The sequence below is a fragment of the Yersinia sp. 2540 StPb PI genome, from assembly GCF_052217165.1.
GTDB classification, from domain to species: domain Bacteria; phylum Pseudomonadota; class Gammaproteobacteria; order Enterobacterales; family Enterobacteriaceae; genus Yersinia; species Yersinia enterocolitica_E.
The window spans coordinates 4534639-4555880 of sequence record NZ_JAZGQC010000001.1; the positions used below are offsets into that span (position 1 = coordinate 4534639).

Here is a 21242-nt window from a genome sequence, read left to right on the forward strand (position 1 = left end):
TCTAACCCATACCCCAGTCATCCTCAGGAAAACCGCTATGTTTAACAAAACGCTATTACAAATGACCTTTGCCGGTCTGGCAACCTTCGCAGCCGTAGCAAACGCAAGTGCTGCCGAACAACTCAAAATGGAAGTCTATAATCCAGGCGAAAAGAGCATCTTCCCAGTCTCTTCTGAGATTATCAGCGGCAAAACTGAAGTGGTTCTGATTGATGCGCAATTTCAGCGCAATGACGCCGAAGCACTGGTGAAGAAAATCCAGCAAAGTGGCAAAAAACTGACCACCATTTATATCAGCCAAGCCGATCCTGATTTCTATTTCGGTCTGGATGTCATCACAAAAGCATTCCCACAAGCCAAAGTACTCGCCACACCCCAGACCATTGAAGAAATAGAAGCGACCAAAGACGGCAAAATGGCCTATTGGGGACCGATTCTAAAAGAAAATGCCCCTGGCAAAATCATTGTTCCACAAGCACTACAGGGCAAGAGTTTCACTATCGATGGGCAAAAAATTGATGTTGAAGGGCTAGACGGCCCATCACCTGAAAAGACATTTGTCTGGATCCCATCCTTGAAAGCGGTTGTTGGCGGTGTCGCTGTCTCCGGTAATATCCATTTATGGGTCGCGGATACTCAAACCGCAGAATCACGCCAGCACTGGCTAACAACATTGGAAAAGATTAAAGCACTCAAACCAGTGACCGTGGTTCCTGGGCATTATCTCGATAACGCGCCACAAACATTGGCATCAGTGACCTTTACTCAGAACTATTTAACCACACTGAATACAGAGATTCCTAAGGCGAAGGATTCCGCAGAACTGATTGCGGCGATGAAAAAACACTATCCAGAGTTGAAAGATGAATCTAGCTTGGAGTTAAGTGCTAAGGTACTGAAAAACGAGATGAAATGGCCGCAATAAGCGGCGCTTAAAATTAATCAGTACGGCATTACCCTGTCATCAACCAAAGTGCCAGAAGGCGGTAACTTGAATGGTGACGGGGACGAAGAGGAGAACATAATGACCCCGCTAACTTTGCATTACATTTTCGACCCTTTATGCGGTTGGTGCTATGGCGCAGCGCCATTGGTGCAAGCCGCACAAAGCATTCCTGATCTGACACTGGTACTGCACGGTGGTGGGATGATGTCTGGACCGAATCGTCGCCAGATAGATAGCCAATGGCGTGGTTATGTGATGCCTCATGACAAACGTATTGCCGAACTCACCGGACAAACGTTTGGTGAGGCTTATTTTAATCACTTGCTGAATGATACTTCAGCGATTATGGATTCCACGCCACCTATTGCCGCCATTTTAGCGGCTGAACAATTGGCCGGACAAGGCGCGGATATGCTCCATCATATCCAGCAAGCTCATTATGTCGAGGGCCGCCGTATCGCCGACAGCTCGGTATTAATTGAACTTGCCACTGATATTGGCTTAAGCCGGACAGCATTTATCAACGCGTTCAGTTCCGCCCAGACAGCATCGACTCAGCATATTGCTGATAGCCGCGCCTTACTGGCGAGGGTACATGGACATGGTTTCCCGACCTTTGTGCTACAAGATAGGCAGGGAAAACTGTCCGCCCTACCCGCAAATGAATATTACGGTGATCCAATTGGCTGGGCCAAGATGCTGAAAAGTATGCTGGTGCACTAAAAATTGGCAGGGGCCGCTTCATAACAACCTTGAGCCGGCCGCCCAGTAGTAGGTAAACAAAAACGAGCAACAGATTGATTGAGCTGGAATGCTTGTTTTTGTAATACCTCCGATGCACCGGTGGATTGCTGGGCTAACTCAGCATTCAATTTTGTCACTTCATTAATCATCCCCACTTGTGTGGTTATCCCCTCAATACCTTGACTCTGATCGTGTGATGCAGCAGATATTTCCGCCATCAAATCAGTCACCTTTTTAACTGCATCAATAATAGCCCGTAAGTTATCACCTGACCGCGCGACCAAACCGCTCCCTGTGGAGATAGAGCTGGATGAATTATGAATAAGCCGCTTAATATTCAGCGCGGAATTGCCACTTTGATGTGCCAACAAGCCAACCTCTCGTGCTACAACGGAGAAACCGCGCCCATGCTCACCGGCGTGCGCTGCTTCAATGGCAGCATTTAATGCTAAAATATTGGTCTGAAAAGCCACCGATTCGATGAGCGTAATAATTGCCGTTATTTCCTGCGAACCGGCAGAAATATCAGCCATTGATACCACGACGCTAGACATCATTTCCCCGCCTTCACGGGCGATAACGCTGGTTTCATTAGCCAGAAGATTGGCTTGATCGGCACTCATCGTGTTCTGTTTTACCCGGGTAGTGAGCTGATACATGCTTTGTGTTGTTGCGGCCAGTGATTGTGCTTGCGACTGTGTTTGTTCAGCAAGACGATGGCTATCTGCGGCGATTTGATTAACACCTGTCAGGATGATTTCTGCACCTGCGCGAACCTGACTCACCAAGACAATTAAGCCTTGTTGCATTTGGCATATGCTATCAGCCAATTGTCCAGCCTCGCGGCTGGTAAACGATGAATATGTAATCTGGCGTGATAAATCACCGGCGGCAATAACGTTAATATGGGAAATAAGGTCATTAAGTGGCCGGATAATTAAGCGTGTAACACCGAGCCAAACTGAAAAGGCAAGGCACAGCAATACCGCCAACGCTGTAATAACCCCCTGCTTTGCTGACGATAAGGACGATAATAGCTGGCTATCCATTACAGCCCGATTATTCTCACTTTGCTGCAAATAGTGGTAATACTTTTCGGTAAAATCACTTTGAAAGCCTTGTATCGGGACTTCAAAAAACCGATCAATGTTACTGTTCTTTGACAACCCCTGCCCAAGCTCAGTCAAACCTTGATATAACTGCTGATAGCTTTCCTTTAATGCAATGAATTCTGGTCGTTTATCGTGAACAGAAAGAAGTAATAACTCACGATAATTTTGCTGTGACTGCTGCATAGATTGCAGTGCTTCATTCAAAAGACTATGCCAGCTCCCCTCAGAACCGGTCTCTTTGTCCTCCATATAATAGATACCGGCCCGATTGAATTTGTCGCTAGCAATTAATAGCTCCATTCTGGCGCGATCCATCAACACTTCTTGCTGATGGCTATAGTGCGTTTTTTCAACATTAACGGTGGTACTATCCAATATATGAGATAAATACCCGATGGAAAATAACTGCAATAAGGAGAAAAGGCTAATAACGAGTATTAGACCAAACAATATACCGAACTTTCCATCGGAGATTGGGCCTAATCCTTTAACATGAGAGAGAAGCCTTATAACAAACAACCTGATGTGATATAACATTATTTTTACACCGGCGATAATTAATATACCAACATTACTCGTCAAACATTACAAATATATTTCAGGAGATTACATCATGTATCACTGCGTGTTAATAAACGAAAATTATGAATAGGATGCCCCTGGGATTGTTCAATCAAAATAGTATTTTCATCTAATTTATAGAAAACAGGGTAACTTATTGTATAGGGTGTATTAAGGAAATCATATAAACAATTATCGTCATTATTATATATTGATAGAGATAACACATCACCGATAAAAACTCCTTTACTCGCATCAACCACACGAAAGACAATATTACGCCGTGCTTTCAAATCATGGTTTTCACCATACACATCGGCAGATGAGTTTATCTCTCGCCCCATAATATTAACTCTGGAGTAAACATGATAAATGTCAGGTGAATGATTAAAACAATAGTTCACCTCCCAATAGCCTTCAATCTGTTTCATTGGGTGAATATAAGAATATATACGCCCAGTGCCATACCCTAATCCTATTGATATAAAAACACTAAAGATCAAAATAAATATTATTTTCGCTCGCATATCAGCTCCCCAGTTTGATATTTACAAGCAATATACTCACCCTGTTTTGTTTTCTTTAAGTAAACGTAGGGTGCCTTGCGGTATGTGGATAAGAAAACTTCATCTAGCGTGTTATCCAAACCTATTAATATAGGAGTAATTGTAGGATGTAATATCTTAATTGCATGGGAATTTAATGTCACATATAACGAAGTAAAAAAACAACTTATAAACACTGCCAGTAACACAACTTTATAACGAAAACCAACGCCGGATAAAATGTATTCATTATTTTTAACAACATCAAGACAATCTACTCTCCCCCCACCACCTCTTTCTTTTTCTTTACTTGAAATAAAAATCGGCTTAATACCAATGCAATATCCTTTTTTGGGGATAGTCGTCACTAATTCATGTGCTTTATCATCTAATGCATTACGCAAGTTACTAATTGTTTGTGTTAGTGTGTTATCTGTTACATAGCTACCTCCCCATATCTCCTTCTCAATATCATCGCGGGTGAGAGAGTCTGGATAATTATGACATAATAAAGATAACACTTCAGACTCTTTATTCCTCATTTTTATCAAAGAACCCCGTTTATTGATCATTCTCTTTTGTGGAGTAAAGAGAATATCTCCAATCATTATTTCATCCATTTCCTGCCCCACATGGTAGTCATCACTAAATAAAATAGCAGAAATAGTGTTACCTGACAGTCTCCTTCAAACATTAATAAAGTTAAATCCGTTAGTTTTAAGCGAAAAATGATAGGGAATATAAGCATCAATAACAAGGATGGAAGTCTATCAATAAATATTGATAACCAACAAAAAATATCCACCATGATAATTACATTTTTGAGATATTATTAGTAACAATGAAAAATCAAGAAGGTGAATGATCATAATGAAACTCAGGGTGATTTTATTTTTCACACCAATTATTTTTGGATGTCAAACACACAAAAATGAAAATTTAACTCAAAAAGTAAAAATAGAACAATTAACTGCATTAACGGCTGGGATGCGTTATCTAAAAGAAATATGTGGTATGGAAAAGTTACCAAGTGAAGAGAAAATAGTGAGTAGTGCCATAACCATGATGAATTCTGATAACTCTCTCAGTTTACAGCAGAGTAGTCATTCGCGGTCAGAACTAACAGACGTAAGATATGAAAAATTAAAAAATGATGGTATGAATAACGATTACAAATGTAAAGAGTTGAGCGAAATATTAAATAAATTCATTATTAAAATAGGCTAACAACCTCCCCTAGAAATAGATGAGCCATACCGGCCAGACAAATATAAGGGCCAAAGGCGATGTGTTTTACTTTCTTCTTCGACAAGAGAGAAATCACCATAGAGATAATGATACCTAAACCAGAGGATAACAATATCAACATGGGTATTGCTGATACACCAAACCAAGCTCCCATAGCTGCCATTAATTTAAAATCACCATATCCCATTCCCTCGACACCCTTAAGTAACTTAAATAACCAATAGGGTAACCACAAAAAAACATAACCCACTACAGCACCTAGCACAGCAGATGACAGAGAACAAAAAACATTATTTATATTAAAAACAAGTCCTATCCATAGTAATGGCAATGTAATACAGTCTGGAAGTAAGTAACAATCAAGATCGATAAAAGACAACGTAATCAGCGACCAAATTAAAAGTAAACAGGCAACTGTTGAATAATCGCTTTCAGCCCAAAAGGCAACAAGTAAGGTTAAAATAGCCGTCAATAACTCTACAATTAGATAACGAGGATTAATTCTCTGCTGGCAGCACCGGGATCTACCACGTAATAATAACCAACTGACTACGGGAATATTGTACCTAATAAGTAACGGGCTATTGCAATTTGGGCAAAATGATTTTGGAAAACATAAATTAATGTTGTCTTTGAGGCTATTATCCTTAATTCCTCGACTAACGCCCTTATGTTTTGGCGCAGTAGCAGAAAGCATAATTGGCAGGCGATAGATAACAACATTCAAAAAACTCCCTATGCATAGCCCAACAACAGTATAAAATAAAACACCGACCAGACTATAAGTATCAATCATAATTTAATTATATTCCTTTTGATTCTCGCTTTACAAAATAAATATCCCCCATTACATACTCACCACTTTCACTGTCATTACGATAAATATTCACATCACTAATGTAAATATTATAGTAGTGAGACATAAAATGAATCACATCTAGTACGTTAGAAAATGTAACCCCATCAAAATTTATAGCAGCAGTTCCATCGGATAATGTCGATATCTGCAAGTTGTTATTCCCGCCGTTAAAAACATTAATAATCTCTTTATCAAATTTGTCATGTGAATAATAATTATGCCATACCTTATGCTGCCGACGTAGATTTAGATTTTTAGATTCTGTAGAATAATGAAGAATTTCATCCCTTAATAACACCTGTTTCTGCCGCAATATATTACAATCCATCGAAATTTTAATTGTATAAAGTACCACAATAACCATCAATAAAAGTGATAGGATGGTTCTTAATTGCCAAAAATAGTATAGAACAGAATGTGAATTTAACTTCATGGTGTATTATTAAAAATAACATCATGCGTACCATGGCCATGAGTTATTTTATTTAAAATCACTCCTTTAAGACTTTCATTTTCTTCGTTTAATTCAAGTGCTATAGCATCAGGTTCACTTGTGGAGATATTATATGACACCATTTGTGTATCTCTATTAAAATTAATACTATTTACATGTAAATTAAATCCATCAATAATAATACCTGATTTGTGCATTAAATCAATAAAGCTAGTTTTTGATAACATATCTCTATAATGATCGATGTAATCATTAAAATGACTTATATCATCAATGCCATTTTCATTAACTGGAAAAAAATTAGTATAAAAATATTTCGATTCTACATTTAGCATATCAATATCCTTCATTATTTTATATCTATCAACCCCATAATTTAGGCATACAAAAATAGATAGAAGCAAACACAGAAAAACAGGTTTAAAAATAGGTTGGCAATTAATAATTCTTTTAAAGAAATCATTATACTTACCGCAGAGAAGATTAACATCAGTATGACCGATATTTTCAGCCATAACTCGGAGTACATCGCAATATTGTGTTGATTGCCAATTGATAGCTTTACTGCCAGCCGGATAAAAGGTATTTATATGAACAGATGACAACCTTGAAGCATATATTTTTTCTAATATTTCACTACAAATTGAAAAGCCTGACATTTCACTATCTCTGATCAACCATTCATGGTCTAATTTTACCGCAAACCATTGTCCAAGACTAAATGGTAGAGCCAATACATCAGGCACAATAGTTTTTGCAGTGATATCAGCATCCTTTAACCATCCTATCCAGCGATTCATTAATTGATGTTCGACAGCTGCTACATAACAGAAATCATCATCACATTTTAAATTAATAGTATGAAATTTATCTATATCATCCACAATTGATTTCTCAAGTAAAAAAGAAATAACTTTCATATTTTTACTTGTTGCCACTCCTTTGATATCAATTCGTCTAAATATTATATAACTTGCTGGAACTAATATTTTAACGGTATATTTAGCATCGAATTTTATATTTTTAATTTCAGTGTGACTCTTGAGTTTACCATAACGACTCTTTTTACCATCATGCGATTTGATATACCAATAAACAGAATCGTGCTCATAATTCCCAAGTCTAATCAATAGAGTAGGCTGAGAGGAAACACTATTCATTATATGGTTCGCCAATGCCATACATCCGCTGCAATACCGTAACTTGTTTCTTTTTAATATGAAGAAAGTTACTTAATTGATAATATTTATCCTTACCATCAAGACCAAATGATAATGAGATAAAATACTCATCTGTTGCAAAGTTTGACATGGAAATATCTCTTATCTTTTGTCTATCATTGATTGCTACCACTGAATTGTTTAACATCGAATCAAAGAAAGTTTCAACATTACCCCAGCCAGTTGCTGGTTTGGATAATATAACCCTGACAATATCCTCTTCACTAAGAGTATTCATAAGCATTGCCTGAACGAGCTTGGCATGTTGTATTTCAAGCGTATTTATATTAACTAATAATACGTTGTCATTTCTAGTACAGATCAGTGGTGTCAGTTGTAAAAGTAACTTATTACTATTATGGGGTAAAAAAACAGCTAAATCATCATTGGAATTAGTATTCTTTGGCCTAAGTGTTGAACCAGTATAGATATTATACTTGTTATTTTCGCAACAATCACGTTTAATAAAGCCAGATATATACTCCATAATATTAGTTATTTCTTCTTTCCCTCCCCCTGAGTTAATTAACATATTTTTAAAAACCGTCCTGGCATAAGATTCTACTTTATTGTTGCATGACTTATATTTAATAGAGTAAATGTTTAAGCAGTTAGTTCTATCAACCAAATTATAATATATATCACTCTCGTTTATTTTAATGGTTTTGGGATGGGTCAAACTGTGTCCTAACTCATCACCTATATATTTAGAATTTAATAGAGGCCCAATTATTCTGTTTAACATCTTACCTTCACTTTCTAATAATATCCATTTTTGTGACTTTCTCATTTCACTTATCTTAAATAGATTATGTAAATCAGACCAATGATAAAGTGACGTAAAAGCCATAGCGCTAATCAATAATAGAATAGATAATACTAGCAATAGTGCAGCACCATGCTGTGTCTCTAAACTATTCACAATTATAAAACTCCACTATTCAACAAAATAACAACTCGTCTTACCATGCCAATACCTTCCAATTCTATGGTAAATTCAACGGCGTGAGGTAAAACAACGTCGCTCCGCCATTCATTTAGCCATTTTCTGTCATAATATATTTGCATTCTAAATGCTGAGACTCCATCTATAGCATCTAAAACCTTGTATTCCTGACCTGCCATGCAACCAATTTTAGTATAAGATAATTTTTGTAAAACCTTATTTTTCAACCTATAGCCTATACTTACTGGCATATAGTCAAAATCGTATTTTAAATTATCATTATTATTCAGTAAAAAATAAACTCCAAAATCATCACTTTCCAAAAGCCCCTTCCCTATTTGGAAGGAAACACCTTGGTAATCATTTGAAATAAAATTTCCATATGTTATCGCGTGAAATATATCATCTTCAAGTTTTTCTATTACTTGGTGTATTCTATATAATACTTTTGCCTTACTACTCGCGGCGGCACTTCCTTGCGCAATAACAATAACAGCCTGATAGATAGTTAAACTCATCATGGTAAAAATAATAACGGCAAGTAGTACCTCTAACAATGTAAAGCCATAAGATAAACGTTTACTCATTAGTAATCCGGTAGCTTTGCACTATATAATTAGGATGTTCGTTATTTTCCTGACTACGAATTTCAACGATAACTTCACGATATCCTTTACTATGATTATATACTTCTTTCGTTTGCCAATACCAAAATTGGTTAAGCATAAAATGACGTCCCTTCGCCCAATCTCCGATTTGTGTAACACTCATTATTTTAATTTCAGCTAAAACGTTATCTGCAACCCAAGAAGATGCCATTTTATCTTCTAACGCTTTGGTCCAGATTAATTGTTCACTAATATTTTTCATAATGCTGATACCAGCAATAGCAAAAATAGCTAATGAGACCATAACCTCTAATAATGTAAAACCTGTATAATATCGCAAGTAATTACCTATGTGTTGTCGGGACTCAAGTTACTACGTATATCTGTTTTTAATTATGATGATACACTCCAGTTGCCAATATCATCTTCATTACCTATTTCTCTATCCGGTCCCGCAGAAAATATATCTATCTCTCCATTCTTACCGGGATTACTCATTCGGTAAGCGTTTCCCCACGGATCTTGCGGTAATCGCCGAATATAACCATATTGAGGATAAATTCTTGGGATGGGTACCTCTGTTGGTTTGACAACCAATGAATGAATACCTTGTAACTCTGTAGGGTAATGGCCATTATCCAATTTATACATGTCCAATGCATTTTCTAAAGCAACAATATCGCTTAATGTCTTTTGCCGGTCAGCCCGGTTTTTATTAGACATCAGACTGGGTATCGTTAAGCTAGCCAAAACACCCAAAATCATGATAACCACCATAATTTCCAGCAATGTAAATCCATCCGATTTCGTCTCCTTCATTATCCCTCCTCGATATATATTATGAAATTAGGCTGTTAATCTGCAATATTGGTTGAAATATTGACAAAACAATAAAAAAGATAAATGCAGCCATGAAAACCATTATTGCTGGTTCTAGTATTGTTATAAATATATTTATCTTAAGCATCAGTTCATCTTCTTGGACAGCTGTCACTTTTTCCAACATAACATCCAATGTCCCAGTTCGTTCACCTGATGCAATCATATGTATTATCATAGGTGAGAATACTCGACTAATAGTTAAACAAGACGATAGACTACTGCCTTCGTTAATTAACTTAGCGGTGGTTTTTAACTGTGATTTAATATACTCATTCGTCAATGCCGAGTTACTTATTTTTATTGCCTGGATTAAATCAACGTCATTGCCATTTAAAATAGTTAATGTTCTTAAATAACGGGATATGTTTAACCTAATGATCATCTCTCCAACCAGAGGTATCTTCAAGTAATAATATTCAAAGAGTTCATTCATTTTCTTTATTTTCAAAATTCTATTAATTACAATTAATGCAGCAGAGATCAACATTAAAATAGTCAATATATTATTCTTTATCCCGTTGCTAACTGTCATGAGAACTTGTGTCGAAAATGGCAATGCACTACTCTCTAAGGAAAACTGCTCTACTATATTCGGGACAACTACCGATAAGAGGATAATGATTACACCGAGAGACATTAAAATTAGAATAATCGGATATATAAGTGTTTGCCCAATTTTTCTTTTCACTTTCTGCGTTTGTTCTATATGGTCCGCAAGTCGGGACAACACCATACCTAAATGCCCCGACAGTTCACCAGCAGTGATCATTGACCTATATAATGGATTAAAAACATTTGAAAAATTTGAAAGTGAATCTGAAAATGAATAGCCCTCTATAACTTTCATCCTTATGTCATATATTATACTATTCATTGCATTTATTTTATTTTGCTTCTCGATAATTGCCAATACTTCGTCTAATGGTATTGCTGCATTCACTAATGTCGACATTTGTCGAGTAACTAACACGAGATCTTCATTATTAACAGTTTTAAAGTACTTCATTACTCTTGTAAAATAATTTAATTTTATGACATTAATCTTTAATAAACACCATCTTCTTTGATAGATAATATTCCTGGCAGCCAACATACTTTCGGCATCAATATTACCTTTTATTTTCACTCCGTCATTATTGATAGCGACATATTTAAATACAGGCATGCTTGTCCTCTAAGCTTATCCTGACCACTTCTTCAATTGTTGTTAAGCCAGCCATAACTTTATCCACCCCATCTTGTTCAATGCTGCATATAGTTTGCTGCGCCAACTGAACAAGATCATGCTCACTATAGCCTTTATAAATACCTTCCCGTAAGCGATTATCAACAACCAAGAGCTCATGCAAAGCTATTCGCCCGCGATAGCCGGCCGCATTACATTTGTCGCAACCTATCGCACGATACGTATTTCCCGCTATGGTCATGCTATAATTTATGCCCAAGCTGTTTAATTGCTCCGGCATAAATGTATACTCTTGCCGACACTCGATACATAGTCGGCGCACCAAACGTTGAGATAATACTGCCAATAATGAGCTTGATAGCATAAAGGGTTCGATCCCCATATCTTTCAGCCTGGTTACAGCACCAACGGCGCTATTAGCATGTAGCGTTGATAAAACCAAATGGCCGGTTAAAGAGGCTTGTACCGCTATTTGTGCAGTTTCCACATCTCGTATTTCGCCAATAAGGATGACATCAGGGTCCTGTCGCAGTATTGCTCTTAGGCTTCGAGAGAAAGTCATGCCAATTTTTGAATGAACCTGTGTCTGAGAGATACCATCAATATCAAACTCGATAGGATCCTCGACAGTCATAATGTTCCTTTCACCTGAGTCTATTCCCATTAGAGCTGCATAGAGTGTGGTACTTTTGCCTGCACCCGTAGGGCCAACAATCAATATAATACCATGAGGCTTGAGCACCAGTTTTTGCATCAAGCCATAGTTTTTTGCTGACATATCTAAAGATTGTAAGTCCAACTTAATACTGCTTTTGTCCAGTAACCGCATAACTACGCGCTCACCATGATTTGACGGTAGAACAGACACGCGAACATCTAAAACGCGCCCGGCCAAATTCAGTGCAATACGTCCATCTTGGGGAATACGTTTCTCTGCAATATCTAATTTCGCCATAACTTTAATCCGAGAAACTAATAATAGTGCTACACTGTGTTTCAGTTCTAATATATTTTTTAATACCCCATCAATACGAAATCTGATAGCCAGTTTTTTTTTCGAAAGATTCTATATGGATATCTGACGCTAAGTTTTTAATTGCTTCTGTTAAAATGGCATTGATTAGTCTTATTACTGGAGCCTCACTATCTGAGTCCAATAGGTCTTCACTGTCAGATAGTTCACTAGCAAATGAATAAATCGCGATCTCATCACTTATTGCATTCATTATTTTATGTGACTGCATTGAACTATTTTGATACGTGGTCGTCAGAGTATTATTAAACTCATCATCAGTAACAAAATCAAGGCCCATAGGTTGACAGGCGACTCTATTCCCTTCAAGTATTGCCTCAAGCGAAGCTGAATGGCGGCATATAATTTGATATCCATTTTCTACTGGGAGTAAGATAACACCATTATCTTTAGACCAATTCAATGTTAATGGTACTAACTTCTTCTCATCTTGGTTCATAACTCAATCCCTACGTCACGGTAAAACTCCCTTATATCCTTTTTAAGTTTATTGAAATCATCATGATTTCTTTTTTCTTCCCCTCCCTCCTTATAATACTTTAGAGCACTATTTATAAATGGCTTATTTGTATTCCCATGATTATATTCAGTGTATTTTTCTGCGGTCACCAAGTTATAGTCATTTGTTTCCCTGAGTATTGTTGGCTTAATGAATAAGATAAGGTTACTTTTTTCAATTTTCTCTTTTTTCTGCCTAAAAAAACCACCAATAAAAGGAATATCCCCCAAGATAGGGACTTTATTTACTGTTTTATTTATCTTTTTATCTAATAGCCCACCCACAACAACCGTCTCACCACTTTTTACCAAAACTGCATTATTAACGACTCTCTTGTTAAAAATAGAGCCTAAATTATTAGTAGTGACGTCAGAACCGTCAGCAATACTTGATACCTCCTGTCGGATTTCAAGAAGAACCGAATCACCTTTGTTTATCTGTGGTTTCACTTTCAACATGACACCAACATTTTGCCTTGAGATTGAGTTATAGACCCTATCTGTAGATGTTGTTTGTGTCGATGTCAGTACAGGAACCTCTTGACCCACATTAAACTCAGCCTCCATATTATCCAACGTGACAATACTCGGTGTTGCCAGAATATTATTATTTGAATTAGTTGCCAGGGTAGTAAATAAACCACTCCAGTTACCTTTATAAAAGCCTGCAGTTAATCCTGTAATTGCCATGGGCAGTAGACCATCACTATTATTTCTTGTCCTTCCTGAGTTTTGGATAAAGTTGACTCCACCAGAAAATTTATTTTCCCATTGTATGCCAAGGTTTAATCCCTCTCCATTTTGGGTCTCAACTATGATGGCCTCGACCAGGACTTGAGCTCGTCTGATATCTAACTTTTCGATAACCAAGTCTAACTCTCTCATCATTTTCGGTTCAGCTGTAATGACCAAAGCATTTGTTTGATCATATGCCTTGATGGCAATATTTCCACTCTGTTTCTTGCCTGTCGAGTTTGTTTTTTTGTTACTGAGAAAACCTTGGCCAATGCCAGTTAGCACCTCCAAAAGCTTCGATGCTTGAGCATATTTCATATATATAACTTTTGTGTTTCCATAACTATTCTGTTGATGGTCAAGCTCCTTTATCATTTTAATGGCTTTTTTTCTGATATGGCTATCACCACTCACCAATACAGAGTTAGTCCTATCATCAGCAATTATTCTTCCTAAATTGAATGGCTCTTGTTTGTTGGAAGTTGTTTGATTTATGATTTCATTGACTAGTTTAGTCACATCAACAGCATTAGCATGGTTCAATTTATAGTATTCAACATCTATATCTCCGGCTTGGTCGAATGTATTGATTATCGAGTACAAGCGGTTTACTACAGCAGCGCGTCCCGTAATTAATATAGTATTTGATGGCTCATAGTGAATAATATTACCAGATTCAGAATTATCATTTAACTGGCGCAATAGTGGGGCAAGACTCTTGGCAGAGATATGTTTAAGTGGGAATATTCTATTGATAAGTTCATCCCCATAAGTTTCCCCCGATTCTCTTAGTGTAGGAACAACTGAACCTTTAGCTCGTTTTGATGGTATTACCTTCAAGATATTATTAGGCATTTCCACTACGGTATATCCGTAAACATCGAGTACATTAAGAAAGAATTGATAGTATTTCTCTTGGTCTAATAGTTCATAACTACGGACGCTAACCAAACCTTGAACTTTAGGATCTATTATTATAGTTTTATTGATATTCTTGCTTACTGTATTAATAAACTCTTTTATATCTGCATCTTTGAACAGCGCAGAGAAACTTTCACTATGCACACCTAGTGGTAAGAAAACTAGCACTATAGTTATTTTTGATAGTGTCAGTGATGTGATTTTAATAAAATTAAAAAATATACGACCATATGCCAGGAAGACATTATTGATATGCATTCACACTCCCCTTACATTATAATTCAGGGTGTACTTACTCCAATATAACCAGTGAATAATAAACTTCATCATCACTAATAATTACTTTATCCTTAAGTATTTTCACAATAATAATACTATCAGTACCTTCTACCCTATCATGAGTAAAGTAGGTTTCTTGTGCCACGCCAGAGTCTATTATGGCGATAGATTTTGACTCGTCTGCATGTTCGAGTATACCAACCAGTTTCAGCCTTCCCATATACAAGGGAGCCTTAGCTATATCGTTAGTAACATTGTTTTTTTGTATGTTATCTTTAATGACCTTGCTAAATAACTTTAACCTTTTGATCTCTTTTATCATTATTTCTTTATTTTTTACTTTATCATCCTCACCATTGTAACCTTTATATAGTATTGGAACTGGCATTTCATTTTGACTTGACACTGCATTAATAAGCATTCCTAGGGAATATAAAACAAGTAAGATTAAGAGCACATCTAGCAAATTTCTTTTATTACTAAACAGAGTTTGGCTGGGTGTTATTACTATCTTATTAAAAAATGATAACACCCTAACCTCTCATTTATAATGAGGAAAAAACAGATATGACAAGTCTATTTTAGTAGCCAACAAACCTATCATTCATTTTGTTTGATACCATATTTTTTAATATCCCTGCATCTAATCTAAGACCGTATCTGTTTATGGTTTTAACAATACCATCAGGTATCCCCGCACTTTTTAAATGTGCTCTAAACTTATGTATTAATTGATGATAATTATTATCTTAAATACTTTTATGATTTTCATACCATACTACTTTTATGATATCTTGCTTACGGTTGACATCACTAAATAAACACATTACCAATCTCTTTTGTTTTTCATTAATATCAATTGTTAGCTTTTTAGTATGAAAATGAATCTTGTTCATACAGCAATCCAGTGATATCTCTTTTTCATAATCAATCACTCCTTTCCCATTGACATCAATAAACTTACTGCCAGAGACAACAGAGACTGTATCGACATACATAAATAACCCCTCAAATACATTCACTCGGTTAATAAAGACCAATCACATACAACATTGATGTGATAAGAAAACAAGTGATTATTATTACTTTTGTTTAATGAATAAAACAAATTAAATTATATATTATAATTATATTTTATATTAAACGATAATTTAATACATACATATAATTCTTAACGGATAAAGACACCAGATAATAATTGATCAAGTCAATAATTAGACAAAAACCATTAATCATGAAAATGAATTATTCATAGTAATAAGATAATACAGCATCATGATGGTATCATTCTTATTGAAAATGTTTGAAACTTGTTTTATTCATCCCAAAAGAAACATGCAACCACAGAGGTTAAAATACAATAAAGGCGAAAAACTTCAAGAGATAAATACCATTTAACAATATGAAAGCAAGTTATTTACTTAAAAACAAAATTATAACAATTATATGTTTTGCCTTTACAAATATCCATGTACTTATTTTATGCACCCGCGATTCCATTTAAAAAACAATCTTTACCAGACACTCTGCTATCAGACGTTGATTATAACACCGTCTCATTTATATAAGCATAAATACTATTCTTAGCCAAGCAGGAGTGTGTAATAAAAAAAATAACAGGATATCTAATTTAGTATCAAATCAGAAGTAATTATTATTCCCCTTGACGTTTATCAAGGGGAATGGGATAGAATTAAAGCAAACATATTACATAATGAACTCGACCGCACCACCATTTAAGTTGTACATGCTACCTACTATTTTTACTTTCCCTTCTTTTTCTAAGTTTCTAATTATTTCGCTATTTTTACGTATCTCATCTATGGTGTGTTTGACATTATTCTTCGCTACAGCATCGACGTATTTTTCATTTTTACTGCTTTTCTCTCCATCAAATTGCGTCGACTCAATTGCTGGCTTAATCTTATTAAGTAGACCAGTCAGGTTGCCAAGTTCAACGTTATCAATAGCCCCCTTGATTGCACCACAAGCCGTGTGCCCCATAACCAGGATGACTTTAGCTCCCGCAGCAGCACAAGCAAATTCCAGGCTACCTAATAAATCATCATTAGAGATGTTACCGGCAATTCTGGCATTAAAGGTTTCACCGATCCCCGTATCCAGCACTATCTCTGCTGGTGCGCGGGAATCAATACAACTCAAAATGACCGTGGTAGGGAACTGCCCTTCTGCACTACTGCGTTTTTGTGCAAGATAATCATGTTGCTGCATTTTACCAGAAACAAACCGCTTATTGCCCTGTTTTAAACTCTCAACTATTTGATCTGGCGTTAACTTATCCCGTTCTTCTCTGGTCATAGCCGCTGCATATGATATTTGAGGTAGCCCCAAACCAATCCCACCTATGACGCTCGCAGCAGTGATACCCAATGCAGCTTTTAGCACATTCCGTCGGCTATTCGGGTGGTTATCTTCTGAACAACAACTTGGTATTTTACTCATACTCTCTCCTTGAAACTATTGTTGCCATTTTTGTTACTGCCGAATTAGTGAGCAGTCTTTTAAATGTAGTACATATAACTTGTATTACGCGACTGCCAATAGCGGAATTGAGAAAAAATAGGATCGTCTCGGCACGACAATAATCCCGGTCACACCTTGCCCTTGAGGGCTTGATGATGGTCTCTCATCCATTGGGCCAACGAATCCAATGTTGGCTGTAATGTTTTGCCCAATGACGTAATTTCATATTCAACACGTGGGGGAACTTCGGCATAGATCTTGCGATAGACCAAACCGCGTTGTTCGAAAGCACGTAACTGCCGGGTAAGCTCTTTTTGGGTGATAGGTGCAATTGCCCGCTGCAACTCACCAAATCGGATAGGAGCCGCAGTGACGATCAAACGATAAAGAATTGGGATAGCCCACTTCCCCGCGATAAGTTCGACAAATTGCACCATCGGACACTTCTCTTCCACAATCGTATTGTCCGGCTCTAATTTATTTTTTGCTGTCAGCGGCTGATAGGTTGTCATTGCTTTCCTGTTGCATCATTAGTATCCAATTGGTACCTACTATACTTTAGATACTTTTGTATTAAAAATGGTCTTCCATCGTTATTAATGAGAAGACTCACCATGAATCGTTTAAATGATAAATATGCACTAATTACAGGAGGAACCAGTGGCATTGGGCTGGAAACTGCTCGTCAATTTCTGGCTGAAGGTGCAACAGTCGCAATCACCGGTAGAAATAGCGCGGCCTTGCAGGCGGCATATGAAGAGCTTGGCGACCAAGTTTTGCTGCTAAATAGTGATGCCAGTAATATTGCCGATCAATATCAGCTAGCGACAAAACTTACCCAGGTTTGGCCACGTCTCGATATCGTCTATATCAACGCAGGCGATGTTACTCATCGTTCGATAGAAGAGTGGGATGAAGAAAGTTTTGAGCGAGTATTATCAACTAATCTGAAAGGCCCATTCTTCCTGTTACAAGCACTGTTGCCACTGCTGGCTAACCCTGCCTCGGTGATTCTTTGTGGCTCCGCCAGTGTTCATATCGGTTTACCGCAAAGCAGCGTTTATGCCGCCAGCAAGGCAGGGTTACTCTCTCTTGCGCGAACCTTGTCAGGCGAGTGGGCAGACAGAGGAATCCGGGTCAATGGCTTGAGTCCAGGGCCGACACAGACGCCGGCACTGCAAAAACTGGGGTTATCCGGCAGTGAACAAGAGCACCTGGCTGAACAAATCCGCCAACTGGTACCGATTAAGAGAATGGGAACATCTAGTGAGATTGCCCATGCTGCGGTCTTTCTCGCCTCAGATGAATCCAGTTTTATCGTCGGAACAGAATTACGGGTAGATGGGGGCGTCAGCAGCCTTTAAATACCTTATCTAACAAGAAAATTAGTCACTTACTGGGCATATTGTCTTCATAATAGATTGGGTGCAGATTGGTGGCTATTGCTAAATAGCACACTAATGTGAGGTGACACGATGAAGGCTGCAATAGTAGAGGCATTGGGTGAAGCGCCGGTTCTGGGGCAGTTTGTGGAGCCAACACCGCTGCACGGTGAAACGGTGATAAATGTTGCGGTTGCTGGTATCAAACAACTTGATCGCGCTATCGTTAAAGGCACCCATTATTCCAGCCCGAAAACATTACCTATCGTTCCTGGTACTGATGGTGTCGGGCATTTACCTGATGGTTCACGTGTTTATTTTGCCTCATTTCGCCAGCCTTTTGGTGCCATGGCCGAACGCACAGTAGCATCCTGGTATGTTCCGGTTCCGCCAGAAGTTGACAATGCGACTGCGGCAGCCTTGATTAACCCGGCATTGGCTGCCTGGTTACCGCTTTCCTGGCGGGCCAAGATTCAACCGGGTGAATCCGTGCTTATCCTTGGTGCGACTGGCACCTCAGGCAAACTGGCCATCGCAGCAGCTCGTCATTTAGGGGCGGGAAGGGTCATCGCCGCCGGGAGACGTCAGGATGTATTGGCAACATTGGGGGCTGATGCCACAGTAGACCTGACATTGCAGGGTGCGGAATTGACGCAGGCATTTACTCAAGCGGCGGGTCCCGCTGGGTATAACGTGATTGTGGATTATATCTGGGGGCCTGCTACCGAGGCTCTCTTCGCCGCACTGACCCATCATGACCTTGCCTCTCATGCTGATGGCTCTGATCAAGGCATACGTTTAGTCAATGTTGGTTCCATGGCATCTCCCACACTACAACTCCCCGCCGCGGTGTTACGCAGCGCAAATTTGCACATACTGGGTAGTGGTACGGGTAATTTCCCAGCTATCCCTGAATTAAAACAAATTGTTTCAGATATTTTCGTTCTGGCGGCACAACAAAAGCTCGCTATTGAGACCCAGCTTCATTCACTGGATGATGTCACGACAATCTGGAATATCAATAAAAACAGCGATATCCGCTCGGTGCTATCCATCGGATAATATCTGAGATAGAGAGAGCAAAATACGGGTTGGCCGAGATGGGCACAACCCGTGCTATCGCATTAAGATATCTGCAAGAAACGATCGAGCTGCCTGCGCAGTTGGTCATTTTCTTTCTTTAGCTGCTCAACCCTTTCCAGCAATGTTAGGGTCATTGCTACACCAGACCAGTCCAGATCCAACTCATTTTGTAGCCGCTGGGCGCGTTGAAGGCAACTCAGTGCATCAGCGTCAAAAATCCAGACGCTGTCAGCAGGCTCAAGTGGCACAATCACCCCCAACCCGACCACCTCGACCAGTTCATCCTGCATTATTCCTGTTGACTGACATAATTCAGTCACGGTATAGGTGATTTCTATTTCAGCCATAATCTGTTACTCCCACCCGGTGCGAGGATTAAACGACGCCTGATCTGACAGTTGTTGCCAGAGCGCTCGCATTTTCTCGTCCGGTTTTGGCGGCATCACTACCTTGAGGATCGCGTACAGATCGCCGGTGCCTTTTTTGCTGACTAGCCCCTTGCCTTTGATACGCAATTTCTGACCACTTTGGCTACCTGCCGGGACCGTTAACGTTATTTTGCCCGTTAGGGTTGGCATCTCGACATTGGCACCTAATGCTGCTTCCCATGGGGCTAACGGCACCACTATTTGCAAATTCTGACCATCAACATCAAACAATGGATGCGGCGCAATACGAATAACCAGGAATAAATCGCCATTGGCTCCCCCGGCGAAACCTGGTGCACCCTGCCCTTTAAGACGAATACGCTCGCCATCTCCCACACCCGCAGGAATTTTCACTTTTAGCGTTTTGGCGGTCTCCGCTCCCGGATACCCCGAAGCATCAACTGTCGGTATTTTATAAGAAATAGAACGCGTCTGTTCCGCTAAAGTCTCTTCTAAAAAGATGGGTAACTCCATCTCAAGATCCTGGCCGCGTACACCGCGAGGTGATCGCTGAGAGGTGTGATGAGCGGAAGCACCACGGTTGGCAAAGAAAGATTCAAAAAAGTCTGAGAAATCTTGGGAACCGGCACCCGCACTGCTGTGCCATTGTTGATTACCTGAATTATAGGCAGCCTGTTGCTGTGTAAAACGCGGGTCATTACGGTGTAGCCTTAACTCGTCGTATTCGGCACGCCGTTCAGTATCTTTTAATACCTCATAAGCCTCAGCGACCTCTTTGAACTTACTTTCAGCATCGGGTTCAGAGCTGACATCCGGGTGGTATTTGCGCGCTAACTTGCGATAGGCCGTTTTAATATCTTTCAGGGAAGCGGTTGGTTCTACTCCCATCACGACATAATAGTCTTTAAATTCCATGCGGTAATATCCTTAAATTCAATGTGCTATACCCAATAGATTTCAAGGTGCAGGAAGGTGGCAAGAAAAAGACAAATCGGTGGTGAACCGATTTGAACAACGTTGATACTCGCCCCGTCAGGTGAGCCTTAATCAGGCTCACTCATCCCGAACATGCTCATTCACGACAACTCAGTGATTAGGGGGACAAATCTGTCGGGAGCAGATTTGAA

At 38.7% G+C, this 21242-nt stretch carries 22 protein-coding genes and 2 pseudogenes; 5 read left to right on the forward strand and 19 right to left on the reverse strand.

All coding sequences use genetic code 11. The annotated features are described in order from the left end of the window. Positions 1 to 37 precede the first annotated feature (37 nt). Both V1956_RS21225 and V1956_RS21230 read left to right on the forward strand, forming a co-directional pair. Positions 38 to 925: an MBL fold metallo-hydrolase gene (locus V1956_RS21225; RefSeq protein WP_420072342.1), complete on the forward strand. Its 888-nt coding sequence runs from the start codon at positions 38 to 40 to the stop codon at positions 923 to 925. A gap of 99 nt (positions 926 to 1024) precedes the next feature. Next, entirely contained in the window at positions 1025 to 1669 is a 645-nt protein-coding gene (locus V1956_RS21230; protein WP_420075405.1) for a DsbA family protein, read from the forward strand. Here the strand turns inward: V1956_RS21230 and V1956_RS21235 are convergent. From V1956_RS21235 to V1956_RS21245, 3 genes are all read right to left on the reverse strand, one after another. Then, positions 1666 to 3339, reverse strand: coding sequence for a methyl-accepting chemotaxis protein (locus V1956_RS21235; RefSeq protein ID WP_420072340.1), 1674 nt, complete (start codon positions 3337 to 3339; stop codon positions 1666 to 1668). The genes V1956_RS21230 and V1956_RS21235 overlap by 4 nt on opposite strands. A gap of 74 nt (positions 3340 to 3413) precedes the next feature. Further along, positions 3414 to 3890, reverse strand: coding sequence for a hypothetical protein (locus tag V1956_RS21240; protein WP_420072344.1), 477 nt, complete (start codon positions 3888 to 3890; stop codon positions 3414 to 3416). Further along, positions 3875 to 4528: a winged helix-turn-helix domain-containing protein gene (locus V1956_RS21245; RefSeq protein WP_442825627.1), complete on the reverse strand. Its 654-nt coding sequence runs from the start codon at positions 4526 to 4528 to the stop codon at positions 3875 to 3877. Before V1956_RS21245 ends, V1956_RS21240 begins: the two co-directional genes overlap by 16 nt. Positions 4529 to 4778: 250 nt before the next feature. On the opposite strand from V1956_RS21245, the gene gspS reads away from it, so the two are divergent. Continuing rightward, positions 4779 to 5135: a type II secretion system pilot lipoprotein GspS gene (gene gspS / locus V1956_RS21250; protein ID WP_420072503.1), complete on the forward strand. Its 357-nt coding sequence runs from the start codon at positions 4779 to 4781 to the stop codon at positions 5133 to 5135. On the opposite strand, the gene V1956_RS21255 is transcribed toward gspS, so the two are convergent. The 14 genes and pseudogenes from V1956_RS21255 to V1956_RS21320 all read right to left on the reverse strand — a co-directional run bounded on the left by V1956_RS21255 (position 5122) and on the right by V1956_RS21320 (position 17773). After that, positions 5122 to 5952, reverse strand: coding sequence for a prepilin peptidase (locus V1956_RS21255; RefSeq protein WP_442825628.1), 831 nt, complete (start codon positions 5950 to 5952; stop codon positions 5122 to 5124). The two genes, gspS and V1956_RS21255, sit on opposite strands and share 14 nt — an antisense overlap. A gap of 7 nt (positions 5953 to 5959) precedes the next feature. Continuing rightward, positions 5960 to 6328 (reverse strand): hypothetical protein, encoded by a 369-nt coding sequence (locus tag V1956_RS21260; protein ID WP_442825629.1) that lies wholly within the window; start codon positions 6326 to 6328, stop codon positions 5960 to 5962. 116 nt (positions 6329 to 6444) lie between these two features. Continuing rightward, positions 6445 to 7629 carry a type II secretion system protein GspL gene (gene gspL, locus V1956_RS21265; RefSeq protein WP_442825630.1) on the reverse strand — a complete coding sequence of 395 codons (1185 nt, stop codon included), beginning with the start codon at positions 7627 to 7629 and terminating at the stop codon, positions 6445 to 6447. Then, positions 7622 to 8611, reverse strand: a complete 990-nt coding sequence (locus V1956_RS21270; RefSeq protein WP_442825631.1) for a type II secretion system protein GspK — start codon at positions 8609 to 8611, stop codon at positions 7622 to 7624. Before V1956_RS21270 ends, gspL begins: the two co-directional genes overlap by 8 nt. 2 nt (positions 8612 to 8613) lie before the next feature. Further along, positions 8614 to 9222 carry a type II secretion system minor pseudopilin GspJ gene (gene gspJ, locus V1956_RS21275; RefSeq protein WP_442825632.1) on the reverse strand — a complete coding sequence of 203 codons (609 nt, stop codon included), beginning with the start codon at positions 9220 to 9222 and terminating at the stop codon, positions 8614 to 8616. After that, on the reverse strand, positions 9215 to 9583 hold the full coding sequence (gene gspI, locus V1956_RS21280; RefSeq protein ID WP_420072558.1) for a type II secretion system minor pseudopilin GspI: 369 nt from the start codon (positions 9581 to 9583) through the stop codon (positions 9215 to 9217). The genes gspJ and gspI overlap by 8 nt, the downstream gene beginning before the upstream one ends. Before the next feature lie 53 nt (positions 9584 to 9636). Next, positions 9637 to 10062: a type II secretion system major pseudopilin GspG gene (gene gspG, locus V1956_RS21285; RefSeq protein ID WP_442825633.1), complete on the reverse strand. Its 426-nt coding sequence runs from the start codon at positions 10060 to 10062 to the stop codon at positions 9637 to 9639. A 19-nt stretch (positions 10063 to 10081) separates the two neighbouring features. Beyond that, on the reverse strand, positions 10082 to 11290 hold the full coding sequence (locus tag V1956_RS21290) for a type II secretion system F family protein (RefSeq protein ID WP_442825634.1): 1209 nt from the start codon (positions 11288 to 11290) through the stop codon (positions 10082 to 10084). Then, positions 11277 to 12747 (reverse strand): annotated as a pseudogene (gspE, locus tag V1956_RS21295) (type II secretion system ATPase GspE). The gene V1956_RS21290 and the pseudogene gspE overlap by 14 nt, the downstream one beginning before the upstream one ends. 32 nt (positions 12748 to 12779) lie before the next feature. Beyond that, complete coding sequence (gene gspD / locus V1956_RS21300) at positions 12780 to 14756, reverse strand: type II secretion system secretin GspD (RefSeq protein ID WP_442825635.1); 1977 nt, start codon at positions 14754 to 14756, stop codon at positions 12780 to 12782. A gap of 34 nt (positions 14757 to 14790) precedes the next feature. Continuing rightward, complete coding sequence (locus V1956_RS21305; RefSeq protein WP_442825636.1) at positions 14791 to 15309, reverse strand: type II secretion system protein N; 519 nt, start codon at positions 15307 to 15309, stop codon at positions 14791 to 14793. A gap of 49 nt (positions 15310 to 15358) precedes the next feature. Beyond that, positions 15359 to 15775 (reverse strand): annotated as a pseudogene (locus V1956_RS21310) (winged helix-turn-helix domain-containing protein). Between the two features lie 709 nt (positions 15776 to 16484). Next, the gene (locus V1956_RS21315; RefSeq protein WP_420072286.1) at positions 16485 to 17240 is read right to left on the reverse strand and encodes a carbonic anhydrase; all 756 of its coding nucleotides are present in this window, start codon (positions 17238 to 17240) and stop codon (positions 16485 to 16487) included. Positions 17241 to 17389: 149 nt separating this feature from the next. After that, positions 17390 to 17773 carry a winged helix-turn-helix transcriptional regulator gene (locus V1956_RS21320; protein WP_420072287.1) on the reverse strand — a complete coding sequence of 128 codons (384 nt, stop codon included), beginning with the start codon at positions 17771 to 17773 and terminating at the stop codon, positions 17390 to 17392. A 102-nt stretch (positions 17774 to 17875) separates the two neighbouring features. Here V1956_RS21320 and V1956_RS21325 point away from each other — a divergent pair, with 102 nt between their 5' ends. Continuing rightward, positions 17876 to 18625: an SDR family oxidoreductase gene (locus V1956_RS21325; RefSeq protein WP_442825637.1), complete on the forward strand. Its 750-nt coding sequence runs from the start codon at positions 17876 to 17878 to the stop codon at positions 18623 to 18625. Between the two features lie 111 nt (positions 18626 to 18736). After that, positions 18737 to 19705 (forward strand): quinone oxidoreductase family protein, encoded by a 969-nt coding sequence (locus V1956_RS21330; RefSeq protein WP_442825638.1) that lies wholly within the window; start codon positions 18737 to 18739, stop codon positions 19703 to 19705. A gap of 62 nt (positions 19706 to 19767) precedes the next feature. Here the strand turns inward: V1956_RS21330 and cbpM are convergent, their stop codons facing one another. Then, positions 19768 to 20073, reverse strand: coding sequence for a chaperone modulator CbpM (gene cbpM / locus V1956_RS21335; RefSeq protein ID WP_083162789.1), 306 nt, complete (start codon positions 20071 to 20073; stop codon positions 19768 to 19770). 6 nt (positions 20074 to 20079) lie between these two features. Beyond that, complete coding sequence (cbpA, locus tag V1956_RS21340; protein ID WP_442825639.1) at positions 20080 to 21030, reverse strand: curved DNA-binding protein; 951 nt, start codon at positions 21028 to 21030, stop codon at positions 20080 to 20082. Between the last annotated feature and the right edge of the window lie 212 nt (positions 21031 to 21242).

Coding starts and splice junctions, on each gene's coding strand:
- V1956_RS21225 (WP_420072342.1), top strand. CDS start 38: ATGTTTAACAAAACGCTATTACAAATGACCTTTGCCGGTCTGGCAACC.
- V1956_RS21230 (WP_420075405.1), top strand. CDS start 1,025: ATGACCCCGCTAACTTTGCATTACATTTTCGACCCTTTATGCGGTTGG.
- V1956_RS21235 (WP_420072340.1), bottom strand. CDS start 3,339: ATGTTATATCACATCAGGTTGTTTGTTATAAGGCTTCTCTCTCATGTT.
- V1956_RS21240 (WP_420072344.1), bottom strand. CDS start 3,890: ATGCGAGCGAAAATAATATTTATTTTGATCTTTAGTGTTTTTATATCA.
- V1956_RS21245 (WP_442825627.1), bottom strand. CDS start 4,528: ATGGATGAAATAATGATTGGAGATATTCTCTTTACTCCACAAAAGAGA.
- gspS (WP_420072503.1), top strand. CDS start 4,779: ATGAAACTCAGGGTGATTTTATTTTTCACACCAATTATTTTTGGATGT.
- V1956_RS21255 (WP_442825628.1), bottom strand. CDS start 5,952: ATGATTGATACTTATAGTCTGGTCGGTGTTTTATTTTATACTGTTGTT.
- gspL (WP_442825630.1), bottom strand. CDS start 7,629: ATGAATAGTGTTTCCTCTCAGCCTACTCTATTGATTAGACTTGGGAAT.
- gspJ (WP_442825632.1), bottom strand. CDS start 9,222: ATGAGTAAACGTTTATCTTATGGCTTTACATTGTTAGAGGTACTACTT.
- gspG (WP_442825633.1), bottom strand. CDS start 10,062: ATGAAGGAGACGAAATCGGATGGATTTACATTGCTGGAAATTATGGTG.
- V1956_RS21290 (WP_442825634.1), bottom strand. CDS start 11,290: ATGCCTGTATTTAAATATGTCGCTATCAATAATGACGGAGTGAAAATA.
- gspD (WP_442825635.1), bottom strand. CDS start 14,756: ATGCATATCAATAATGTCTTCCTGGCATATGGTCGTATATTTTTTAAT.
- V1956_RS21315 (WP_420072286.1), bottom strand. CDS start 17,240: ATGAGTAAAATACCAAGTTGTTGTTCAGAAGATAACCACCCGAATAGC.
- V1956_RS21320 (WP_420072287.1), bottom strand. CDS start 17,773: ATGACAACCTATCAGCCGCTGACAGCAAAAAATAAATTAGAGCCGGAC.
- V1956_RS21325 (WP_442825637.1), top strand. CDS start 17,876: ATGAATCGTTTAAATGATAAATATGCACTAATTACAGGAGGAACCAGT.
- V1956_RS21330 (WP_442825638.1), top strand. CDS start 18,737: ATGAAGGCTGCAATAGTAGAGGCATTGGGTGAAGCGCCGGTTCTGGGG.
- cbpM (WP_083162789.1), bottom strand. CDS start 20,073: ATGGCTGAAATAGAAATCACCTATACCGTGACTGAATTATGTCAGTCA.
- cbpA (WP_442825639.1), bottom strand. CDS start 21,030: ATGGAATTTAAAGACTATTATGTCGTGATGGGAGTAGAACCAACCGCT.